This window comes from Micromonospora sp. PTRAS2, assembly GCF_054052245.1.
Genome location: NZ_JBSWBU010000006.1, coordinates 341,497 through 367,101, shown reverse-complemented (window position 1 = coordinate 367,101; position 25,605 = coordinate 341,497). Strand labels below are relative to the sequence as shown.

At 75.2% G+C, this 25,605-nt stretch carries 1 protein-coding gene (only partly in view); it reads left to right on the top strand.

The features are described 5' to 3' along the window. Window positions 1-25,605: the 3' portion of a WXG100-like domain-containing protein gene (locus tag ACVMYR_RS21280; RefSeq protein WP_457122531.1), read on the top strand. The gene continues 3,333 nt to the left of window position 1, outside the view; the window shows 25,605 of its 28,938 coding nt (coding positions 3,334-28,938); its start codon lies beyond the left edge, outside the window; its stop codon occupies window positions 25,603-25,605.

Below are 25,605 nucleotides of genomic sequence, written 5' to 3'. Positions count from 1 at the left end.
GAACGCGACGACGCCGGGGACGTACGCCTCAATCCGCTCTGGTACCGGCTGGCCGACTTCCCGGCCCACCTGCTCGACCCGGCGAGGGCCCGCACCTGGCGCTACGTGGTGGCCGAGGACGGCGAGGTCTACCTCGGCGCAGCCGACGCCGCCACGGCGATGCGGCAACGGGACTTCCGCGCCCTGCTGGCGGGGATGCGGCAGTACGATCCGGAGCTGACCGCCGAGCGGCTGCGGGAACAGCTCGGCGGGCAGGGCCACGCGGGCCTCGCGGTCGGCTTCGACGCGCGGGGCCGGGCCATCGAGCGGCACGCGCGGATCGGCGGCGAGCTGACGTGGAACGAGTCGGCCCGGCGGTGGCAGGTCGACGACCGCTCGGCGCAGTACATGGGCGCGACGCGTCCGGCCGCGACCCCCGACGAGATCCAGGGCTGGCTGGGCACCGTCGCGGCGGCGGTCGGCGGCCGGTTCGACCGGGACGTCACCCCCGTCCGGCACAGTGCCGACGACGCCGACCCGCCGGCCACCGTCACCGTCGACTTCGCCCCCGGCCAGCGGGCGGCCGAGGCCGGGCAGTGGCCCGAGCTGGACCTGTTCGTCGACCAGGTCGTCGCGCAGGCCCGCCGCGCGTGGGGGACCGAGCGCCCCCGGGTGGTGCGGGTCCGGATCGAGGGCGGCGGCAACGGCTCGGGTCGGCTGCGGCTGCGGGCCGACCGCACCGGCCGGCGACGGGCCGCCTCGCTGGCGGAGCTGGTCGGCACGATGGTGGCGGCGCGACTGAAGACCGAGGGGATTCCGCCGCGGATGGTCCGGGTCGACCAGACCAGCCGGGGCGCCGGCCGGTCGAAGAGCCCCGGCGCGCAGCGCCCGGCGACGCCGCAGCAGCGCCGCCGGGCGATGCTCTGGACCGAGCCGGGGCCCGCCTACGCCGGCCGGCTCCGCCGCCGAGGGCCCGCGCCCGCCGACCGTGCCGGCCAGGACCGTGCCGGCCAGGACCGTGCCGGACGGGAGCGGCGGCGGTTGCGTAACCCCGCCGCGGCCGGTCGGGCGGGCCGGTCCGCCCCGGGCCGGCTGCGGCAGGATCCGGACGGGACCTGGCGGGTCGGCAGCGGCCAGGTGGTGACCCACGACGTCCCCGGCCGGCCGGGAAGCATCGCCCTGCTGTCTGACCGGGAGTGGCGCCGGCTGGCCCGGAATCCGCGGCTGCCCGCCGCGACCGACAACGTGACGGTGCTGGTGCACGGGGCCGGCGACCGGTTCCGGGTGCCGCTGCGCCACGCCGACGGCCGCACCAGCGAGGTGACGCTGACCGTCGACGAGCTGCACACCCTGCTGGAGTCGCCCGAGCGGGACGGCCGGCGACTGGCGTTGCTCTCCTGCGCGGCGGGCCGGATCGGCACGCGGTCCGTGCAGCGATTGGCCGACCTGCGCGACACCGACGTGTTCGCGCCCGAGGGCGACCTGGTGGTGGGGGCCGGGCCGGCGGGGCACCTGCCGCTGTCGGTCGACGGCCGGCCGTGGGCGCTGTTCGTGCCCGACGGCACCGGGGCGTGGGACGTGGTCAACGACGAGATCGTCGACCCCGGCCAGCCGGACCCGCCGGTCGCGGTGCCCTTCGCCGGGTACGCCAGCCGGGCCGGCGCCGCCGACCCGGGCGGCGTACGGCTGACCAACGCCCCGCTGCCGCCGACCGGGTGGGACCGGATCCGCATCATCGGCGACGGGCTCTGCCTGCTCAGCGCGGTCGCCGTCGCGACGCCCGAGGCGATGGCCGACATCGCGGGCATGCCGCCGGACGCGGTCGACCGGCTGCTGCGGGTACGCCGCGCGGGCGTCCACGACACCGACCTGACCGACATCGACGCGGCGCTGCGGGACGAGATCCTGCGGCGGGTGGCCGACCCCTCCCCGGCGATGGTCGGGCTGTTCGACCAGGTGGCCACGACCTGGCTGTTCCCGGTGGGGGAGGACGTGCAGACCACCTTGCTCGACGCGGTCGACACCTGGGACTGGCAGCGGCTGCTGCCCGGCCAGGACGACACGGAGAACGGCGGCCGGGTCGGTGACGTGCTGCCCCTGGTGATCGGCGCGGCGCTCGGCCGGCCGGTGTGGCAGGGGCGGCTCGACCCGCCGTCGGTGACGGTGCTCTGGCCGGACGGCGACGGGACGCCGGTGCGGTTGATCTACAACGGGCGGGACCACTACGACGCCTGGGTTCCTGACGCCCTGGTCACCCCGGACGACCCGGGCACCCCGGACGCCGTGACCGGCGACATCGGCGACAACCGCCGGGTCGACGACACCGGTGACAGCGACAAGGGGCCCGACTGGACGGGTGTGCTGCGCACTCCGAAACAGCGGGCCGTGCTGTGGCCCTGGGAGGGCGAGGAACTGGCGACCACGGCGACCACGCTCGTGCGGCAGGCCGACGCGGTGGACCTGCCCGGCCAGCATCTGCTCGTCATGCTCGCCGACTCCGAGCGTGCCCTGGTCCTCGGCGAGCGCATGCTGCCCGGAGCGATGCTGGACGCCGCATTCGTCGAGGGGCGGGCCGGTACCGCGTGGACGCCGACCGTGGTCGTCGACCGGCGGGCGCCGATGGTGCTCACCGTGGTCACCGACGACGACGCGCACGCCGTGGCGTTCGGCCGTTCCGTCGAGCGTGAACTGCGCCGCCGCCTGGACGAGGGCCTCGCCGTGCCGACCCACCTGAGTGTGGTGCCCATGGAGCGGCTCTGGGTGCCCGCCGAGCCGGTCCGGACGCCCCGGCTCCGCTTCCGGCTCCCCGTACCCCCCGCCGGGCAGCTCTCCCGGGCCCAGCTGGCCGGTCTGCCCGACCGGTTCCGGCAGGCGTACGTCGCGCCACCCGACTACACGGCCGGCGACCAGGCCCCGACGTACGAGCGGTCGCCCCGGGAGCAGCGTCCCACGAACCGGGTACGGCAGGACGAGTCGCGGCCGGCGGCGGCGTCACGCGGCCCGGAGGTCACCCCGCCCGGCCCGGTGCGGCGGGTGACCGTCGCGGACACCGGCCTGGCCGACGGCCTTGGCGGGCACCGGGGCTGGCTGCTGCACGGCGGATGGCCGGTGGCGACGGCCGACACCACCGGGGCGGCCCCGGTGGAGCTGACCGTGGCGGCCCCGGCCGACACCGCCCGGTTGGTCCGGTTGTCGTTGCCCGCGTTCGAGGACCAGCCGGCGCTGGAGGTGGACGCGCTGGTGGAGCCGCCACCGGGGGTGACGCTCGACGTCGATCCGCGCCTGGTCACCGTGGTGCCGTTGTGGCGCAACGACTTCGTCGACGGCCCGGTGGCCCAGCCGATCGTGGATCCGCCCGAGATGATCCTGCGGGCCTGGCGTTATCTGATCGAGGACACGGAGCAGACCGAGACCGCCACGGTCCGGGCCGAGCGGCCCGACCAGCACGACGACAGCCCGCTCACCGTGGTCGAGCGCCGGATGCTGCGCAACCGCGTCTTCAGCGTGGTCCGGGAACTCCTCTGGGAGACGTTCGGGGACACCCCGGCGTACGCCGTCGGACTGGCCGCGCTCGCCGCGATGCCCAACGACGTGCCCGTGGTCGACTACTGGAACAACGAACAGATCCGCGAGCTGATCGTGCGGTACCCGTGGCGGCTGCTGGCCGGGGAGCTGGCGTCCTTTGCCAACCGGCACCGCTGGCGGGGCGCGCACCGCATCGTCATCCAGCCCGGCGCACTGGACGCCGGGTCGTCCGACACGCTGGTCACCCCAGACGGTGTCCGCTACACCGCAGCCGACTACCTGGCCCGGCTGCCTGTTGTCGAGGGCGCCCGGGTGCTGTTCTTCCCGAACCTCGACCACGCCGCGGCGGCGGAGTCCGGCTTCATCCGGGCGGTACGGGCCTCCGCCATCGTCGTCCTGCCGACGCTGCTGCCCGTCGACGTCCAGTGGGTCGTCCTGGGCACCAGCGCCGTCACCGGCATCGAGGTGAATCTGCTCGTCACCCAGCTCGACGAGGCGCTCGCCCGGGCCACCCTGCACGCCGCCGACCCGGTCGAGGGTCGCCAGCTGGCCGAGGTGCTGCTCGCCGATCCCGACCTGCGGATCCATGAGGACGACGACTGGCTCACCGAGGTCTTCGACACCGGTCTGCTGGCTGCGCCGGCCGCACCCGTGCGGCTCCTGCTCGAATGGCCGGGAGGGACCAACGTCGAGGCCCTCCGCGCGGAGTTGCGGGAGGCCGAGGTCCTGCTGATCGACCCGGCCGTGCTGCCGAGGCACCACGTGATGATCGAGATCACCGATCCCCGGCCGGAGTTGGTGCAGTCCTTCCACGCCGAGCGGGGCGGGACGCTGATGCCGCAGTACCTCCTCGACGGCAGGTACGCCGCCGAACACCCCGACACCTGGCGGGTGGTGGCCGAGCCCTGGTCGCGCTTTCGGTCCTGGCTGGCGGTCGTCGAGCCGGAGCGGGTCTATCCCTGGGACCCGTACCTGCTGGCCCTGGCGCACCGGGACCGGGTGGCGCGGCTCGTCGACGAGACCCCCGGCGCCTGGCCGGGGGCCGGGCACCGCTTCGCGCCGGTGTCGGCCACCGCACTGGCGCAGGTGCGGGAGATGTTCGCCGGCCAGTCCGCCCGGGACGGGGTGATCTGGACCCGCTCCCTCGACTCGCCGACCCAGGCGATGCTGCTGGTCGAGGAGACCGCCCGGGGAATCGTCGAATACCCGGTGGTCTACTTCGTCCCGAGGCCGTCCCCGGCCCGGGCAGCGGTCACCATCCCCCAGCGTGAGGACGTGCAGGGCCGGGGCCTGGTCGTCGCCGTCGGTCAACTCGACGGCGACCGGCTGATCGGCGACGGCTGGGAGGTGACCGTCGACGAGGTGGTCGAGAGCGAGGCGCTGCGGGCGCATCCCCGGGTCGTGCTGTTCGACCGGTCGCCACCGGAGGGGAGCCCGTTCGTCGAGCAGCTGCTGGAGCGGGGCGTCGGCGTGCTCGCACCCAACGCCGACCTGGCCGGTTGGACCGCCGTCTATCAACTCCCCGGCTGGCAGTTGGAGTTGACCGGCCCGGACAGCGCGGACCTGCTGCGCGAGCTCCGGCACGAGTTCGACGTCGTGGTCCTCGGCGCGGCGACGGCCCGACGCCGGACCCCGACGCAGACCGCGCTGATCCGCGCGGTCTTCGACGTGCTCGGCCGGCCGTACGGGCAGGACGTCGTCGACGGCCAGGTCCACTTCCACCTGGACCGGTGGGCCTCGGCCGAGGCGTTCGCGGAGGACACCGGCCACGACGGGCTGCTGCTCCTCGGCGACTCCAACCAGCGCCAGCACCAGCACGACCTGACGCTGCGGGTCGCAGCCGACCAGGTCCGGGTGTTCCAGCGCTGGTCCGGCGAGGAGCTTTACCTGGTCACGGTGGACCTGGCCACGGTCGCCCCGGTCACCGACTTCCTCCGCGACCGGATCGCGACCGGGCCGGTCGTCCGCTGGACACCCGACCTGGGCCGGGCGGCGCAGGGGGCGAACGTGGGCCGGCCCTACGCGGACCACGTCGGTCTGGGCGGCCTACCGATTTCGCCCGACCACATCGACGACCTGATCCGGACGACCCGCGAACACCCGTCGTGGCGCAGCCGGGGTTGGGCGGTGGACCGCAGTGCGGCCGACGACGCCCAGTCGCTGGTGTGGCTGGGCGACGGGATGGTCGCTGTGGAGTTTCCGGTCGGCGGCGGCACGTCCGTGCTCGTCGCGGGCATGTCGGCGTCGGCCGTGCCCACCGCCGACCGGTACGCCGACGGCGTGGTGCTCTGGTCGCCCGGTCGCTCCGGCCTGCCGGCCGCCCTGCGTGCGGTGTCCCGGCTGGCCGTGGTCCCGCTGTCCGAGATCGACGACATCATCGACGGTGCCCGGGCGGGTTACGACGCGGCCGACGCCGTCGCGGCCCTGACCGACCGGCTGCCCCCGGGGACCCGGGTCATCGTGGTGCCCGGCGAGGTCGACGCGATCGGGGAGATCCCTGAGATCTTCGGCGCGGTGTACGCGGTGGTCACCCGCTCCACGATCGGTGACCCCGGGAGGTGGACGGCGTACGCGTGGTCCGACGAGGAACAACGGATCGGGGTGCTGAGCGGTGCGGACCTCGCGTACGTCGTCGCCGCCATGGTCGCCACCGACCCGGTGCTGAGGCAACAGAACCAACCGGCGCCGCCGGTACTGGCGCTGCCGCAGTCGGCCGTGCGGTTCCTGGCCGATACGGCGGCCGGCCAGGAGGACGACGTCGTCCCCGTCACCGACGTCGCCTTCGTCGCTGTCGACGAGATCAGCGCCGACGACCACCTGTTCTCGCTACCGGAGGGTTCGGTGCAGCGGGTCATGGCACCCGGGCCGGACGGGGAACCGGTCCTGCAGGGCTGGTTCATCGACGGGGAGATCCTGGAGGAGTCCGGGCACGACCTCCTGGCCGAGGACGACGGGCCGCTCGCCGTGATCCTGCCGACCCAACTCGCCGAAGACCTGCCCTACGAGCGGCGGCTCGCGCTGCTCGAACTGGCCCGTCTCGTCGGCGTCGGACATCCCGTCACCGACAATCCGCTGCGCCAGCACGGCATCCGCCCGGTCGACCGCACGCTCGTACCCGACTGGACGGTGCCGGTCGGCGCACCGGTCGGACCGGCCTGGTGGGTCGGCGCGGGCGTGTCGGTCACCGAGATCACGTCGACCCCCTCCGGCCGGCTCACCGCCCGACGGGTGCTGGCGTGGGAGGTGATGCCTCCGGCCACCGACACCGGGCAGCCGTCCGACGACGTGCCGCCGCCGCAGCTGATGGCGGTCCCCTACCGGGACGGGCCGCTGCTGCGCGTCCTGCCCGACCAGGTCTGGGCGTGGGGGCTGGGCCCGCTGCTGGGCGAACGGGGCGTCCTCGTCGAGCCCGGTGTGGTGACCGGTGACGGGGTGACCACCGGGCGGCCCGACGGGCGCGGCGCGCTGCCCGCCCGCGATTACCGGGCGATCCTGCCGGACACCGCCGCCGGCCTCCCCGTCGTCGTGCTGCTCGACACCGGCCCGGCGGCGGAGGCGTTCGCCGGGGCGCTCGCCGTGTTGGCGGCCGTGGTGCTGGTCCGGACCGATGACGGGCAGTGGCGGGCCCACCATCCCCGGCCGAGCACCGGCACCGCCGACGTCACGCCGGGACCCCAGGCGTTCCAGCTGGTCAACCAGGCCGTCACGGCGGTCACCGCCGACCTGGCCGACCTGGCCGGCGCGGTCAACGCCCTGGGCCAGGAGTGGGGCGGGAACATCTCGCGCGACGGCGTCAACCTGTGGGGCCGGCTGTCCGGGCTGCCCGCCGGCACCCCGGCGGACCGGGCCGCTCGGCTCGCCTCGGCCCTGTTCGGGATGGACCGGCTGCGGGCCGCCGTCGACGGGCCCTCCGGCGAGCAGTCGGTGGGGCGCGTGCTCACCCGGCTCGGTCTGCCCGGAGCGGCGGGGCAGCACCCGGCGTTGCTGGCCCGGCGGCTGCACGCGCTGCAGTTCGCCCCGGTGCCGGTCACGGCCCTGGGGCTGCTGCCGGCCAACTCGGTCGCCCTGGTCTGGCTGGGCGACGCCATAGTCCTCGTCCACCGGGCCCCCGGCGGCGCGCTGACGCTGGTGCGGCCGGATGCCGAGCCAGCCGACCGGCTGACCCCGCTCGACCCGGACGAGCTGACCGAACTGCCGTGGATGCTGCTGGCGCGCGGACGGCTGGTGGCGGTGCGCGTCGCGAGCGGCCATCGGGTGCTCGGCGGCCAGGTCGTATCCGACCCACCCCCGTACCCCGTGCAGGAGCGGCCGGCGGACCAGGACCCGGACCTGCCCTCGGACCAGGACCCGGACCTGCCCTCGGACCAGGACCAGGACCAGGACCCGGACCAGGACCAGGACCCGTCCTCGGACCGGGACCCCGACCAGGACCCACCCCCGGACCGGAGGCAGGATCAGGACCCGCCGTCGGACCGGGACCCGGACTCCGCGTCGACCGGCGAGGCGGTGCCGGAGACCGGCTCGGTCGACACCGCGTCCGTGTCGACCGGCTCGGCGCAGGAGACCGCACCCGCCGCGGCCGGGCCATCCCCGGCGGCGCTGCACGCCGTCGGGGAGGCGCTGCGCCGGCTGCCGGCGGCCCGCCTCGCGGCCGGCCGGCAGGTCCGCCGGGGCCGGCCGTCCCTGCCCCGGCTCGCCGAGTGGGTCGACGCGGTGCAGGTCGACGAGGCCGACGCCACCGGGGACAGCTTCCGGGTCCGGGCGGTCAGCGCCTACCTCGCCCTGCACGGGCGGATCGGCGACCTCCCGGTGACCGACACGGCGGTGACCGCACTGACCCTGGACGGGCTCCATCAGGCGCTGGGCGGGCGACCGGAACCGCTCGACGCCGGCCACCCCGGCTCGCTGGTCCAGGCGCTGACCCGCCGACCGGGGGCGATGATCCTGGTCCACGAACGGCCGCCGGACGCGCCCGCCCGGGTGTTCTGGCTGGTCGCCGACGACCGCGACGGCGCCGTGGTGCCCCGGGTGGTCGATCCCGGCCGGTCCGGTGTGTTCGCCCGGTCCGCCGTCGATGACCCGGTCACCGCCGCGGCGCTGATCCGCGCCGGCACCACCGCGCTGGCGGTGGACGCCCGGGGCGACGCGATGGACCTGGCCGACTTCCTGGCCCCGTCGACGGCCGGGCTCACCCGGGCCGCCGGTGACCCGGCGCTGGTCGTGGCCGACGCCACCGACCTGGTCCAGGCCATGGTGCGGCTGGTCGACGGCTACTTCGGGCGGACCCCCCGCACGCTCGGCGCGCAACTGACGGTGACCCCGGAGACGATCCCCGGCACCCTGGCCGCCGCGCTGGGCGGGCAGTTCGAACCCCTGCACGACGTCGAGGCGACCGTCACCGCCCTCCGCGCCGCGCCGGGCTCGTTGGCGCTGGCGTACCTGCCCCGGGCCGAGGAACCCGGCCGGTTGCTCATGTTCGTCGTCGAGCCCGGGGTGGCGACGGTGCCCGCCCAGCTCACGGTCGTCGGGGTCGACGCCGCCGACCTCAGCGACGCCGACCTGACCCGGGAGCTGTCCACCGGCCGGGCGCAGGTGCTGCTGCTCGACCCGACCGGCGCGGCCCGCCAGGTGCCGGGCCGGGAACCCACCGCGGAGCAGGTCACCGCGGTCCGCACCGCGATCACCGCGCAGCCGCTGCTGATCGGGGTGCCGCACACCGACCACCCGGTGTGGGGCGACGGGCTCGGCGCCCGGGTGACCCGGCGGTTGGCCGCGCTGGGCGTGACCATGCCCACCGCCCGGCCCCTGCTGCACGCGCTGGCCACCGACCCCACCGAGTTCCTGCACCACGGCTCCGGCCACCCGGTCCGGGTGGGCCGGAGCAAGCGGTTCGCCTGGGTACGGCTCGTGCCCCGTCCGAGCGACGCCGACGAGGTGCGGCTCGCCCCCGGGCTGGGCGGCATCGAGGACCGCCGCAGCACGGCCGTGTCGGCGTCGACGTGGGCCCAGCCACAGACCACCACCGCCCGGATCGTGGTGCCGATCCCCGCCGGAGGCGTCGGGGTGACCGTCCTGGGCGGCGTGCTGAGCAGCCGGGCGGTCCGCACGATCGGGCAGTCCCTCACCACCGGGGACAACGGGATGATGATCGGGGTGCCCGACTCGTTCCTCACCCGCAGCGCGGTGTACGTCCAGGTCGAGATCACCGAGCGGCCCGCCCCGCCGGCCTGGGCCGACGTCCCGGCCGCCTGGGTGCCCGGCGACGGCGACCGCTTCTGGTTCCGTACCCCCGAGGTGCTTGCCACCATGCGGCCGATCAGCGACGGCACCGCGCTGACGGTGAGTCGCGCCGGGGCGGCGTTCCTGCGGGACGCGAGCTACTCGGTGGAGGTCGTCGACGACGGCGCCCTGGCGACCAACGTGCTCTCCGGCATTCCCGACGTGGTCCGCCGGAGGAGCAACCTCAGGGTCTGGCGGCTCTGGGGCGGCCATCGGGCCCTCGACGCGGTGCAGCCCGGCGCGACCGGTCTGACCGCGACCAGCTCGTCGTGGCTGCGCCGGCCCGCCTACGCCCAGGGGGTCCGGCCCGCCCTGCGGCTGACCCGGCTGACCCCGATCGGAGAGCTGCCCGAGTCGGCGCTGCTGCGCGCGGCGGCCTCGGCCACCACGGGTCAGTCGGTGCAGTCCGCCTCGGACCGGGGCGGCTTCCTCGCGGTGCTGATCGGCCGGGCGTTCGGCCTGTTCCGGCTCTCCGCCGGGCCGAGCGTCTCGGTCGTCGACCGGCGTGCGCAGGCCATCGCACCGCAGGTCGAGACCACCGCCGGACAGGAGACGGGCGACCACGCCCTGGGGCTCTACCTGGCGGAATACACCGGCACGTTGCAGTGGAGCATGCACCGGTCGGTCACCCGGTCGCTGGCGCACCGGGGGCTGCGGCGCGGGGCGCAGCCGGTGACGGTGCGGACGCTGCTGGTCGTGCCGCAGCGGCACGTGGCGGAGCTCCCCCGGGTTCCCTCGACGGCCCGGCCCGACCGCGACCTGGTCGCCCTGCTGGCCCGCACCGTCGAGGAAGACCCCGACGACCCGCGTACCCTGCCCGACTACCTGTGGCAGGGCGACCGGCTGCGGATCGGACGCGGGTTCCTGCACGGCGGGGAGCTGGTCGCCGGCCTGGTCGCCGACCGGCTGCGGCAACTGCTCGACGACGACCGCAACGCGGTGCACCGGCAGTACCTGCCCGACTGGGACGACCCACAGGTGCAGACCGCCCGGATCCGGCGGGCCCTGGACCGACTGGGCAACGAGGAACGCCTTTCGGCGCAGAACAGCCCGAGCCGCTACTCGGCCCGCCTGTTGGGCACCGCCGACGGGGAGCTGCTGATCGAGCTGCGGGTGCGAAACATCCTGTCCGGTCGGACGCTGGAGGTGCGGATCGGGGTGCGGCGTCGCCACCCGGACACGGCACCCCGGTACCTCGGCCGGCGGGGCACCCACCCGGACCCGGTCACCGCCGACATCCCCGAGCCCAGCGACAGCGAGACGAGTGAGTCGGAGGACGACGAGCCGACGGTGAAGCTGCGCACCAGCCAGGGCCGGGCGCAGGCGGGGACGAACCGGGCGGTACGCAGCGTCGCGTCGGGCGTGCAGGCCGGCGCGTCGGTGGGCAGCGACGCGATCGGCGGAGCCGCCGGGATCGGGGTGCGACTCCAGGGCGTCTGGCGGGACGTCATCGAGGTGACCCAGGGCAGCCAGGCCGGCGTCGTCGGCGTCGGCGGCGGCGCGGTCGCCGTGTTCGCCGACGACGTCCAGTTGGAGCTGTCGGCGTCGGTCATCGTCGAGTACCGCGGCTTCCTCGCCGACGCCTGGCGGTGGCTGGCCGACCAACCCGTGCAGGCGCAGCCACTGCGCTTCGCCGGGGACTCCACCATCGACCTCGAACTCGGCTTCTCGGTGCCGTTCACCCAGACCATCGCGGCCGGGCAGCCGCAGCCGGTCGTGCTGCCGACGCCGACCGGTGCGCCGAGCGCGGGCATCGTGCTGCGCGAGGCGCTCGGCGAGCTGCTGCCCCCGGCGGTGAACCCGCAGCGGCAACGGCTCCGGAATCTCGGGGCGGCCCTGGCCCAGCACACCGTCACCCACCACGTCCATGGCATGCCCGAGCTGCGCGAACAACTGCTGGACGCGCTGCGGGGCGCCACCACGGACTACATGGACGCCGGGCACCTGCCGTCCGGCGCGGGCGGTCGCCGGCGGGGCACGGCGTTCAGCGGCGACATCCCCGGCACCCCCCTGCACCAGTGGCTCAACGCCTTCGTCGACCAGGGCCACCTGGCGGCGCTGCTGGCACCGGCGACCCAGCAACCCCAGCCGGTGCACGCCCCCAGCGTGGTCCTCGGCGACGACGTGCCTGCCACGGTGTTCGTCTTCGCCGAGGTGATCGGGCACGACCAGACACCGGCCGGCGCGCTCACCGGCGACGGGTACGAGAGCGCGGTGGCCGGGTTCGCGGTGCGCCGTTCGGCCGCCGAACGGGGCGGGCAGTTCCGGCTGGAGGTCGGTGGGGGTGGCGCGGCGTGGCGGGCGGCCGAGCCCGCCGCGCCCGCCGGCCAGCCCGGTGACGCGGGCGGGGCGACGCCGGGCGGCCAGCCGCCCGCCCCGAACCCCACCCAGCCGGCCGCCCGCACCCCCACCCAGCCACCCGCGACCCTGGCGCTGCGGCTGTTCGGCCGGCGGCAGATCGAGTGGACCAGCGGCGAGACGGTCCTCGCCGCCGCCGAGGTCGAACGGAACATCAAGCACTCCGAGTCCCGGACGGTCCTGCTGGGCGTGCACGGTCGGCTGCGGGTGCACCTCGCCGTGGTGCTCACCGAACCGAAGTGGGTGCTGCCCGACCGGGCCTTCACCCGCTACCAGCAGGTGGGCGACGTGTCCCTGCTGGGTCAGATGTCGGCCGAGGAGTACCGGCAGGCCCTCGGCCTGACCCCCGGCGGCTGGCGGCTGCCGCGCCAGGTCACCCCGCCGGCGGCGCAGGTGATGCACCAGACCAGCCGGCTGGTGGACGCCCCGGCCATCGGTCAGGCCATGCTGAGCTGGCTGCGTTCGCTGCGCCTCGGCGGCGACGAGGGGATGGAGCTGGTCGGTCAGGACCGCAACGCGGGCATGAACATCAGCACCGTCCTGCACCACACCGACCCGGTGACCGTCGCCGCACACCTGGGCGACCTCTTCGACGGCGGCCTGAGCTTCGTGCTGCGCTACCCGGGACTGCTCAGCCGCCCGGCCGTGCAGATCATCGTCCGGGCCGTACCCGCCGCCGACCCTCCGCAGGTGGGCGAGCTGCGGGCGGGCGCCAGCAACCTGGAGTTGAGCGCCGTCAGCGAGGTCGGCGGCGGACGCCAGTCCGGCGAGGCCGTCACCGACGAGGTGGTCCCGGTGGCGCACGTCGGGGAACGGGCGGCGCTCAACGCGCTCGGGGTGCTCGGGCGTGCCGCCGCCGGCCGGTCCAGCGATGTCGCCGTCAGCCGGGCGGTCACCGCCGTCGAGACCCCCGGCCCGTGGCTGCCGGTCGACTACGGCCCGCAGCGCCTGGTCTTCACCGCCCACCGTCGCCGGCAGGAGATCGGCCGGCACGAGATCACCGTGCCGCTGCGCACCGAGACCGCCGCCGAACACCTCAACCTGACCTACCGGCCGTCCGGCCCGGCCACCGTGCTGCCCGACCCGGCCGCGGTGACCGACGCCCCGCTGACCGTCGGCGGGACGGACGGGCCGCTGCGGCTGGTGCCGATCCCGGCCGACAACTGGCTGGCCTGGCGGGACGCCGCCGTGCCGGTGCCCGGCCGGTACGCGGCGCTCGGCTTCAACGGGGCCGCCGCCCTCCAGGCCGCCGCGCTGCGGGCGCTGCGGATCGTCGGCTCCGGACCGACGGTGGGGATGCCCGGATCGACCCTCAACTACCAGCTGATGACCCTGCTGGGACGGACCCACCTGTGGGCCGCCACCCCACACCGGATGGCCGGCCCCTACGAGATCACCCTCGCCGACGGGTACCGCCTCGTCCTGCACACCCGGGTCACCTCGGTGCGGCTGGACAGCGTGCTCGTGCCCGCCGAGGGCGCCTCCGGTGTCGGCGGGGCCGGCCGGCACGGCGACGCCCGGCTGGTGGCCCGCGCCGACGCCGCCCTGCCGGACACCCTCGGCACCTCGGTCGGGGTCGTGCCGGCGCTCGGCGTCTCCGTGCCGGGCAGCTCCAGCCAGCAGGAGGCCACCGGGCACCGGACCGACGTGATGCGGCTGGGGCCGGATGACGAGGGCGCGCGGGCGAAGGTGTGGTGGACCACCGAGACGGTCGTCGTCGCCGAGCACACCGACCTCACCGGCACCCGCCGCACCGCCGTGCAGGTGACCATGCCCGACTCGCAGCCGGTGCTGGTCGACCAGGCCGAAGCCCTGGACCACCTGCTGGCCGGTGATGTCCCCGGCAGCGCCGACGTCGACCGGGTGGTCGTGGCCGGACTCCTGGAGCAGGCGGTCCACGCCGCGCAGCAGGCGCAGAAGGCGCTGAAGTCCTGGCGGGAGCTGGAACGGATCGCCCTGGTCGCCGAGTTCCCGGGCGACGCCGGCACCGCCGCCGACACGGTCGCCAGGGCCGCCGCCGCGAACGCGGCGGAACGGGCCGAGGCGGAGGTGTCCGCCCGCCGCCGGTGGTGGGAGGCGCGCGCCGAGGTCGAACGGCTGGTGGCTCTGGCCGCCGGCCACCTCGGCCGCGGTTCCGCAGCAGACCCGGTCGCCGAGCCGGTCCTGCTGCCCCCGACCGACGGCACCGATCCGACACCGCCCGGTGGACAGCCCGCCCCGACGGCGGCCGGGCGGCCTGACCCGGCCGAGCCGGTCGTCGCCGACCGTGAGCCGGCCGAGTCGATCGCAGCGGTGGCCCCGGCCGGGCCGACACCGCCACCGCCACCGCCACCGCCACCGGCGACGGTTCGCGCGGTCGCCGACAACCAGTTCACCGCCCTCCCTCCCCCCACCGCCGGGGAGATCGTCGATGTCAACCGTAACGGCCTCTGCCTGCTCGAATCCGTGGTCGTCAGCGCGCTGCCCGAGGTGCGCGGCCTGCTGCCCGACGGGTACCGCGGGCACCTCGACGAGATCCAGGCATGGCGGGACGCCCGGGAGCCCGTCGACGTGACCCTGCCCTCCCGCCTGCGCCCGCTGGTCCTGCGGGTCGCCGACGGCCTGCGCGCCCAGATCCATGCCCTGCTCGTCGACGGCCGGCTCGCCGAGGTGGAACGGGCGATCGCCGGCGACGGACTGCTGGGCCAGGGCGTCCGGGCGCAGCGGCGGTTGCACGCCCAACTCGTGCAGACCGTCAGCAGGTGGCAGGCGGACTGGGCGGCCGACGCCGGCGACTACCTCGTCCTGTTGGTCGGGGCGGCGCTGCGCCGGCCCGTGGTGCTGGCCACCCCCGTCCCGACGGCCCGTCCGGCTGGCCCCGCGACCGGCGGGGCCCAGGCCAACGACGGCGCTCGGGCGGGTGACGACGCTCGGGCCAACGACGACGCTCGGGCGGCTGCCGACGACCAGGCCGACGACGGCGCCCAGGCGACCGTCGGCGGCTGGTCGGTCCGGACGGTCTACAACCCGCGCTTCGACGGCGCCGAGGCCCGGATCAGCGAGGGACCGGTGCTGCTCTACCTGGCGAACGGGCACTATCGGGCCTGGCTGCCGGAGGCGGACGTGCTCGATCTGGCCCAGGCCCGGGAGGAGGCGATCGCGCTGCCCCGCCCGGCGGTCGGCCTCTGGCGCGACGACACCGCCCCGGCCACCCTCCGATCCACGGCGATCGAGAGCGATCCCGGGCACGGCGACGCGGAGAGCGACGCCGTGTTCAGTGATGCCGAGAGCGATGCCGGGTCCGACGGCGCCGTCCTCGGCCATCCGGACAGCGATGCCGGCGCGCCCCGGCCGGCCGGCCGGATCCGGCATCCGCTGACCCCGGCCGGGTTGGAGACGGCCGTACGGGCGACCGTCGACGCGGCGGCCGCCGTCCGAGCGGCCGATCCGACCGCCTCGGCGACGGACTGGAACCCGCCCGAGGACCCGCAGTCGTGTCTCGCCCTGGCCCGCAGGTTCGCGGCCGTCCTGCACCCCGGCGTCGACGGGTTCACCCGGTCGGGGTTGCGGGTCGGTCGGACCCGGGACGATGCCGCGATCGGCACCCGCTGGGCCGGCGATTTCGCCGGTGACCGGTCCGACTGGGCGGTGGTGGATTCCTGGGCGCGGGTCGAGGCGGCACTCGCCGCCGCCGCGCCCGGCACCGCCGCCTTCGTCCTGTTGGAACGCCCCGGCAGCGCCCCCGGGCATGCCTTCGCCGGTTACCGGCTGGACCGCGCCACCGCCCCGGTGCGGTGGGTGCAGTTCGGCGGCGACCTGGGCGCGGCGCTGCTGCCACCGGCCGCGGCGCACGACCGGCTGCCACGGCTCAACGCCCTCGGCCCGGAGGTCGCCGCCCGTGCGGTCCTGGTCGATCCCGACGGTACGGTGGACTCGGCGGCCCTGGTCGACGGCGGGGCGTTCACGCCTGTCGCCTCGGATTCGGTGGCGCGGTCGATGGTGGACGCGCCGGTGAACCGGACCGTCCTGGGGCACGGCGCGGAGTTCGAGTTCTTCGAGATGCTCGATCTCGGCCCGGCGATCGACCTGATCGAGGGCGCCACCGTCGAGACCCTGCCCCTCGCCGCCCAGACGTACCCCCTCGCCGCCGACGACGCCGGAACGATCAGCATCGAGGTCGAGAAGAAGGACTACTACCGCGACAGCCAGGATGGCCGGCTCTACCGCCGGCCGGCGCCGACGCGGATCCGGGAGACGGTCGCCATCGTGGAGGTCGTCGCGGGAGTCGTGCCCGACACCGACGCGGAGGTGGGCACGCATCTCGCCGACGAGTCACTGTTCCCGTCGATCGCGGCGTTCGAGAACGCCCTGTCCGCCCTGACCGGTCCCGTCCGGTTCGCGGATCTCCTGGCTGATTTCCAGGCCACCGGCCACCTCACCGAGCTGCGGCTGACGCCCGTGGGAGAGCGGGCGCTGATCGGGCCGCGCCCGCCGGACAGCGACCCCGGTGCCCGGGTGCACCACAGCATCGGCGTCCCGCTCGCCGGGGCGTACTCCTTCCTGGCCTACGTCGCCGCGCACACCTGGCGCAGCCCGACGAGCGTGGCGCCGTCCCACGCCCGGCCCCACTTGGACGACGCGCTGCGGTTCGCCGACGCGCTGGCGGCCCGGTTCGCCGCCACCGGTGCATCGGCCCGGGACGTCGCGGAGCTGCGCGGCTTCGCCGCCATGCTGTATGTGAATGCGGCCGGGTACGCGAACCGCTTCATCTACCGCGGCGGCGCCAAGGAGAACCTCGGGGCGGCGTCCCGACACGACATGGCGGTGCTGATCGAGCAGCTCCCGGCGGCGGCCAGAACCTTCTTCACGGAGGGGTTCACCGAGGTCGAAGGGTTGTTCCGTGCCCAGTTCACGGCCCGCTTCCCGGATCTCGCGGACCGCTTCAGGGACAGGCACGGCGAAGAACTGCCCGGTGACTTCTTCCAACTGCCCGGTGGGCAGACGCCGACGGTCGTCGATTACCTCGCCGGACGGGTGTCCCAGCGGACGGCGTTCGGCGGGATGACCGTGCTCCCGGCGCTCGACGACGTCAACGCCGCGCTGCCGCTGGTGGTGCTGGAGGTCCGCTACTTCGGCGCGCAGCACGTTGTCGGGGCTGCGGCCCAGGCCGAGGCCGAGGCGCTGCGGGAGGCGGCCAGGGCGGCCTTCAGCGAGGCGTTGCGCGTCACCGGCACGGTGGTGCTCCGGTCAGGCGCCGTCACGCTGCCGCCCGACCAGAGGCTCTGGTCACTGTCGCGTCGCACCGGCCGACCCGGGCTGCTCACTGTCGAGCTTCCTCTCAACGAGCAGGGCTGGTCGCTGCGTCCCCTGCTGCCGATGCCCGCCGACGTGACGGCGATCCGGGTCGTCCAACACGTCGACCTCCCCGAGCACTTCGTCGCTTTGCAACGCCTGGCTGACTTCACCGGCCGACCGGTCTACGCGCTGGCCGACGATACGGCGGCGGTCTGGGACCCGGACCTGCGGGACGTGCGGGTCGACGGGCCTGACGACGTTCGTCCCTGGCTGGAGTTCCTGCCGGCGGCGTACGAGGCTGTCACCACCGATCCGCCCCGTCAGTGGGGGATCGGTGCCGGCGGCCAGCTCACCCCGCTGACCGACGGCGACGGCTCGGAGCCGGCCCTGACCGTCCACCCGAGGGAGCTGCTCCCGACGCCCGGGCAGCACCTGCCCCCCGTCGTCGTCACCCACGATCCGGAGGTGCGCGCTGCCGCGGCCCGGATCCAGGTGCCCCTGGGCTACCTGGCGGTCGTCGCCGGCCCCGACGCGCCGGCCGACGTGCATCGCTGGGCGGCGGACGTCGTCGAGGCGGCCACCACGCATTCCGTGTCGGCTGAGGCGATCCTCCTGGTCGGGCATCCGCTGCCGCACCTGGCGGCGCAGACGCTGGCCGACGAGTTCGGCCGGGTGGCCGACGCGCAGGGAGCAGGCATCGCGTCGGTCGTCGTGACCCACGGGGCCGACATCGAGGTCTCGACGCGGACCGGTGAGGTCAGGACGGTGCCGGTCACCGGCCACGACGAGCTGGACGGCTGGCGGGTGTTCCGGCCGTTTGCCCAGGGCGGGACGACCGCCGTCCCCGACGCCGTGCGTGCCGCGATCACCTCGCCGGCGACGGCGGCGGGCCCGGTCGGCCCGGGGGCCGGCGACGCCGGGTGGGTCCGGCTGCACACCGACACCGGGGCGGCGCTGCGCGACCCGGACGAGCCGCCGGGGTGGGCAGCGCGGCGGGCGGCGGCGCCGGTGGCGGTCCGCCAGCACCGCTGGGTGGACCCGGTGAGCCTGCCCGGGCCGGGCCAGCACGACCGGTATGTGGTCGAGTCGCGCTTCGAGGTCCGCCGCTTCGAGTACGACGGCCAGCCGGTGACCGACCTGACCGTGCGGGTCTGGATCGACGGCGACCCTGCCGGCGAGGTGCTCGCCGACCTCCGGGACATGGTGCACCTGATGCTGAACGGCGACAGCCACGCCGGCGAGGACGCCTACGTGCTGCCCAACGGCCACGGCGACCGACTGCACGTCACCGTGGCGCGGGCCACCTCCGCGGACGACGCCCACCTGGCGGTGCAGATGGTCGACGAAGGCCCGACCGATCAGTTCCACTGGCGACACGACGCCACACCGGAGCAACGACTGCACGAGTTCGCCCACCAGCTCGGCCTGCGCGACGAGTACCGGGACAGCACCTCGTCGCACCGTCCGGACGTGCCCGGCAGCCTCCTCGGTGACCTCACCGGTGTCGCCAGCGACGCACTGACCTCCGACGAGCTGGCGCAGCTGTCCGACGAGGAGGAGATCCAGTTGCGGGGGATGCAGTGGGCCGGGCTGCGGCCCCGCCACCTGCAGCTGCTGGCGGCGCTGATCGGGGAGCCGGACGCCGACGGGGCGTACCGGGGGACGGCCCCCACCTCCGAGCGGATCGGTGTCGCGCCCCGCGCGCCGCAGACCGCGATCGACCAGGCGGGTCAGCCGCTTCCGGCGGTTGACACCGAGTCCGGGGACGTGGCGGCCGGTGAAGCCGGGAGCGAGCGGATCGAGGTGTCCCGGCGGGTTGACCGGACCCGGCACCCGTTGACCCCGGCCGGGTTGGAGACGGCTGTGCGGGCGACCCTGGACGCCCAGGCGGCCGTCCGAGCGGCCGATCCGGCCGCCTCGGCGGCGTCCTGGAACCCGCCTGAGGATCCGTTGTCGTGTCTGGCTCTGGTCCGGCGGTTCGCGGCCGTCCTGCACGCCGGCGTCGACGGGTTCGCCCGGTCGGGGTTGCGGGTCGGTCGGACCCGTGACGACGCCGCGATCGGCATCCGCTGGGCCGGCGACTTCGCCGGTGACCGGTCCGACTGGGCGGTGGTGGACTCCTGGGCGCGGGTCGAGGCGGCGCTGGTCGCCGCCGTGCCCGGCACGGCGGCGTTCGTCCTGTTGGAGCGGCCTGGTCGTGCGCCGGGGCATGCCTTCGCCGGTTACCGGTTGGATCGCGCCACGGATCCGGTGCGGTGGGTGCAGTTCGGTGGTGAGCGGGGTGCGGTGGTGTTGCCGCAGGTCGCGGCCGACAACCGGCTGCCGCGGCTGAACGCGTTGGGCCCGGAGGTCGCGGCCCGTGCGGTCCTGGTCGATCCCGACGGTACGGTGGATCCGGCGGCCCTGGTCGACGTGGCGGCGCCCGTGCCTGTCGCGTCGGATTCGGTGGCGCGGTCGATGGTGGACGCGCCGGTGAACCGGACCTTCCTGGGGCACGGCGCGGAGTTCGAGTTCTTCGAGATGCTCGACCTCAGCGCGGCCGTCGACATGTTCAAGGACGCCACCGTCGAGACCGTCCCCACCCGGGCCCGGACGAGCGCTCTCGCCGCAGATCCCACAGGAACGATCGTCATCGAGGTCGAGACCAAGACCTACTTCCGCGACAGCCGCGACGGCAGGCTCTACCGTCAGCCGGTGCCGGAACAGGATCCGGAGACGGTCGACGGCGCGGACGGCCAGGGCTCGCCGATGCCGGAGCGGACCCCGGAGACGGTGGCCATCCTGGAGGTCATCGTCGGCGTCGTGCCCGACACCGACGCCGAGCTGGACGCGCATCGCGGCGACGAGTCGTTGTTCCCGTCGATGACCGCGTTGGGCAACGCCCTGTCGGCGCTGACCCGTCCCGTCCCGTTCGCCCACCTCCTGGCCAAGGTCAAGGCCGCCGGCCATCTCCCCCAGGTGGTGCTGACACCGCTCGGGACGAAGGTCAAGATCGGGCCGCGCCCGCCGGACAGCGAGCCGGGTGCCCGGGTGCACCACAGCATCGGCGTCCCGCTCGCCGGAGCGCACTCGTTCCTGAGCTACGTCGCCCAGCGCACCTGGCGCAGCCCGACGAGCGTGTCCCCCTCCCATGCCCGCCCGCACCTGCAGGACGCGCTGCGCTTCGCCGACATCGTGGCCGATCACTTCGCCAGCCAGGGGGGCAGCGCCCGGGACGTCGCGGAGCTGCGCGGCTTCGCGACCGTGCTCTACTCCAACACCGCAGGCGTCACGGGGTGGTGGATCCACGAGGGCCTGGTCAAGGAGAACGTCGCGGCGCTGTCCCGGCAGGACATGCGGATGCTGCTCGACCAGCTGTCACCGGCGGCACAGGACCATTTCACGGCGAACCTCAACAGGATGGAGCAGCTCTTCCGCCGGATGTTCACGACTCGGGTTCCGGACATCGAGGCGCGTTTCCAGAGGGAGACCGGCGTCGAGCTGACCAGTGACTTCTTTTCCAGCCCCGCCTTTGTCGACAAGGAGAACGACGGCAAGGAGCAGTCGATCATCGACTACCTCCGCGCAGAAGTGCGGCAGCACCTCGGATACGGCGGGATGACCGTGCTCAATGGCCTCGACAAGTCCAACGGCGCGCTGCCGCTAATGGTGCTGGAGGTCCGCTACTTCGGCGCGCAGCACGTCGACGGCGTCGCCGCACAGGGGGAGGCGGAGTCGCTGCGGCGGGCGGCCGGGGCGGCCTTCGACGAGGCGCTGCGGGTCACCGGCACGGCGGTGACCCGGCCGGGTGGCGTGCAGTTGGCGTTGCCGTCCGACCGGCGGCTCTGGCCGATGTGGCGCCACGCGGGCCCGCCGGGGCTGCTCACCGTGGAGCTGCCCCTGGACGAGCCGGACTGGTCGCTGCGACCCCTGTTGCCGGTTCCCGACGAGGTGGCCGCCATCCGCGTCGTCCAGCGGGTGAGCCTCTCGGAAAAGGTCATCCCCCTGCAACGCCTCGCGGACCTCACCGGTCGGCCCGTCTACGCGTTGGCCGAGGAGGCGACGGCGAGGTGGGATCCGGAGCTGGGCGATGTGCGGGTCGACTGGCCCGACGGTATCCGGCCGTGGCTGGAGTTCCTGCCGGCGGCGTACGAGGCCGGCGCCGATCTGACCCGCTGGTGGGGGGCCGGCCCCGGGGGTCGGCTCATGCGGCTGAGTGACAGCACCGAGCTGGTGCCGCCGGTGACGGTGCAACTGAACCTGTTCCCGCCGGACGTGGAGCACACCCTGCCCTCCGTCGTCGGCACCGGGGACCCGGCCGTCCTCGACCTCGTGCCGCTGATCCAGGCGCCCCGCGGCTACCAGGTGGTCTTCGCCGGCCCCGACGCGCCCACGTACGTGCCCGGCTGGGCGACGGCCGTCGTCCGGGCGATCATCGCCCAGTCGACACCGGTCGAGGGCGTCCTCCTGATCGGGCACCCGCGGCCGTACGCGGCGGCGCAGGCCCTGGTCGACCTGCTCGGCCAGACGGTCACCGAGCAGCCGAGGCTCCTCGTCACACCGGTGGTCCTGACCCACGGGGCGGACATCGAGGTCTCGACGCGCACCGGTGCGATCAGGGCGGTGCCCACCAGCGGCGACGACGAGCTCGGTGGATGGCGGGTGTTCCGGCCGGAGCAGACGGGCCGCACGAGCGTCGTCCCCGCCGGCCTACGCGCGATGATCACCTCTCCGACAATGCCGGCGGCGCAGTCCGGCCCGGCGGGTGACGCCGACCGGACGGACCCGACGGGCCGGCGGGCCGGCGCCACCGAGTGGGTTCGGCTCCACACCGACACCGGGGCGGTGCTGCGCCAGGAGGACGAGCCGGTGGAGTGGACGGTGCGGCGCGCGATGGCGCAGGTCGCGGTCCGCGAGCACCACTGGGTCGACCCGGTGAGCCGACCCGGACCCGACCCGGACGACCGGTACGAGGTCGTGTCGCGGTTCGAGGTCCGCGGGTTCCGGTACGGCGGCCATTCGGTGACCGACCTGACCGTGCGGGTGTGGCTCGACGACGACCCCGCCGGAGAGATGCTCGCCACCCTCCGGCGGGGGGTGCACCGGGTGTTCAACAGCGACGGTTACGCCGACGAGAACGCGTACCGGCTGCCCAACCGGTTCGGCGACCTGCTGCACGTGACCGTGGCCCGGGCCGCCTCCCCGCAGGACGCCCACCTCCGGGTGCAGGTGATCGACGAAGGGCCGACCGACCAGTTCCACTGGCGTCACGACGCCCTGGAGGAGGAGCTGGTGCACGAGTTCGCCCACCAGCTCGGCCTGCGCGAGGAGTACCGCGACGACACCGCACCGCACCGTCCGAACGTGCCCGGAAGCCTCCTCGGTGACCTCGCGGGACTTCCCGGCGATGCCCTGACCGACGAGGAGCGGGCGGCGTTGTCCGACGAGGAGGAGGCCCAGCTGCGGGGGATGCGGTGGGCCGGACTGCGACCGCGTCACCTCCACCTGCTGGCGGCGCTGATCGGGGAACCGGACGCAGACGGGGCGTACTGGGGTGCGGACAAGGTCGTCCAACCGATCGGTGTCGCGCCCTTCGCACCGCAGACCACGACGGGCCAGGCGGGGCAGCAGCCTCCGGCAGTCGACCCCACGGTGCCGCCGATCACGGCGGCGGAGCTGGAGGGGGCGTGGCGGACCGGGACCGAGCGCGTCGCTTTCGAGTTCCCGATCCGGATCCCTGCGGAGCACGGCCTCCAGACGGTGCCCGATCTGGTAGGCCTGGTCCGGCGACCGTGGGACCTGGAACTTCTCGGCGACTCCGTGCCGCCGGCGGCCGCCGAGGACCACCAGCGGCTCACCCCGCCCGAACCGGTCGTCGACTGGGCCAGGTTGACCGGACCGGCCCGCCAGGAGCTCGCCCAGCGGGCTGCGCTGGTCACGTCCTGGCTGGCCGGCTCACCGCAGCCGGTGGCGTACGGCACGACGCTGGAGTTCAGCCTGGTGCTGCGGGTGACCCCGGGCGTGCTCAGCGTGGCCCGGGAAGACGCGGTGGCCCGCCTCCTGGCCGACACCGCCGCCGACTTCCTCCGCTTCCAGCTCGACGCGCAGCTGCCCGGCGGGGTCCTTCCGGTGCGGGTCCTCGCCGGGCTCACCGCCTTCGACCGGGTCCTTCCGCAGGCCCGGATGCAGGTCGAGCTGTCCCTGCGCCGGGTGCTCCCCGGCCCGGCGCACGCCGACGATCCGACCTCCGACAGCGTGATCGGAGGCGTGTACGACGGTCGGGACCTCCGGGGCGACATGTTGCTGCGGATCACCGAGGCGCGGCAGGTCGTCGCCGGGTTGTCCGCCGGGGAGCCGGAGACCGCCGCGGCGGTCGTCGTCCACCAGCTCGGCGGCGTCCTGGTCCGGCTGCTGCCGGTGCTCGCCACGCCGACCCTGGCCGCCCCGTTCACGGCCCGTGCGGCGCAGGTGGGCGGCGTGCTCGACGACTTCCACTGGCTGGTGGGCCAGTGGGCGCGGCAGTGGCGCACCGGGGACGTCGCCGTCGCCGCCCTCGTGGCGCGCGCCACCGGTGCGCTCGACGCGATCGTCGAGCTGGCGCCGCTGATCGACCTGGCCCCGGCCGCCCATCGGGACCTCGACCTGACGCCGCTGGTCGACGGCCACCAGCCGGACGACGCCGACCACGTCGCGGCGCTGGCCCGGTTCCGCGCCGAGCTGACCCGGCTGCGGGGCGCCAGCGAGATCGCGCTGGACGAGCCGATCATGCAGGTGTACGGCTGGCAACTGCTCACCCAGGCGCTCGGGGCGCTGTGGTTCGGCGTGACCGAGGGCCCCGGCCCGATCGCCGACGGGCGCGTCCTCGGGGCCGTCGGCGCGGCGCTCGACGCGTACCACGAGGTGGTCGGCGGGCTCGGCGACGGCAGCCCCGATCTCGCGGCGTTCGACCGGGCCGCCGCGGCCGTCGGGGTGCTGGCTGACCGGCTGCGCCCCAGCCTCGACCAGGCGGCGATCGACCGCAACCTCGCCAAGCTCGACGACGCGCTGGCGGTGGTGGGTCTGCGCACCGACGTGCAGCTCGACCGGCTCACCCTGGACACCCGGGAGGCGATGCTCGACGGGCTGCTCGGCGCGGCAAGCCTCGCCCTGGACGCGTTCCGGATCAGCCGTGACCCCGGCCGTGGCGGCCTCGCCGGGATCCCCGGCGCGCCGGGTCCGCTCGCCGACTGGATGACGCTGCTGCGCACCCTCCAGCGGATGACCGTCCTCTGGGGCAGCGGGGTGCCGGACCTGCCCCGCCTGCGCGCGATGCACGGCCTCGCCCAACAGGTCCGCGACGGCATCGTGGCTGGGCGGGCCGACTTCACCCGGTTGGTCAACCGGGACGCCCCCGGCGGCGACCCGCGCGACGTGTCGAACCGGGTCCTCGACGCACCGCTCGCCCCGGCCCGCCCGCTCGCCCCGGCCCGCCCGCTCGCCCCGGCCCGCCCGGCTGCGGGGGAGGCCGGACCCGGGCCGGTGCCGCCCGGCCCCGGCCAGGTCCGGCTGCACCTCGTCGTCGAGGCGCCCGACGGAACGGCGGGGGCCGTGTCGACCGACCTGCATCAGGATCCGGACACCGGCCAGCTCCGGGTGCGGGTCGGTGACCCGTACGCCCCGGTTGCCGTGTTCGCGCGGCCGGAGACCGCGCACGGCGTGGCCCGGGGGATGGCCGACCACGTCGCGCAGGTGGGCCTGCCCTCCGGCGACGGCCCGGTGGTACGTCAGTTCGTGGTCGACGCCGACGCGTTCACCGCCCCGGACGACGCGCAGGTGTACGTCTTCCCGGCCCGCGACTTCGCCGCCCTGGTCGACCGGGCCGAACCCGGCTCGCTGGCCAGCTACGCGACCGACCCGGACGCGGTGGCGGGCGACGGTGGGGTGCGTGGCCTGGACGCGCTCGCCGCCGCCGACACCCCGGTCGTCCCGGTCGACGAGGCCAGCCGGATGCTGCCGACGGACGAGCCGAACGCCCGGCACCGACCCCGCGTCCTCCTGCCGCACACCGTCGTCGTGGCGTCCCTCGGCGACGTCCTGGTGACCGGCGATCCGGCATTGCCGGTGTACCCGGTCGACGCGCAGCCGGCCCCGCCGGCCCCGGTGCCGGACCGCCCCGGCGTGCCGCCCCGACGGCGGAACCGAACGCCACGACCGGCGGCGGACCGGGGATGA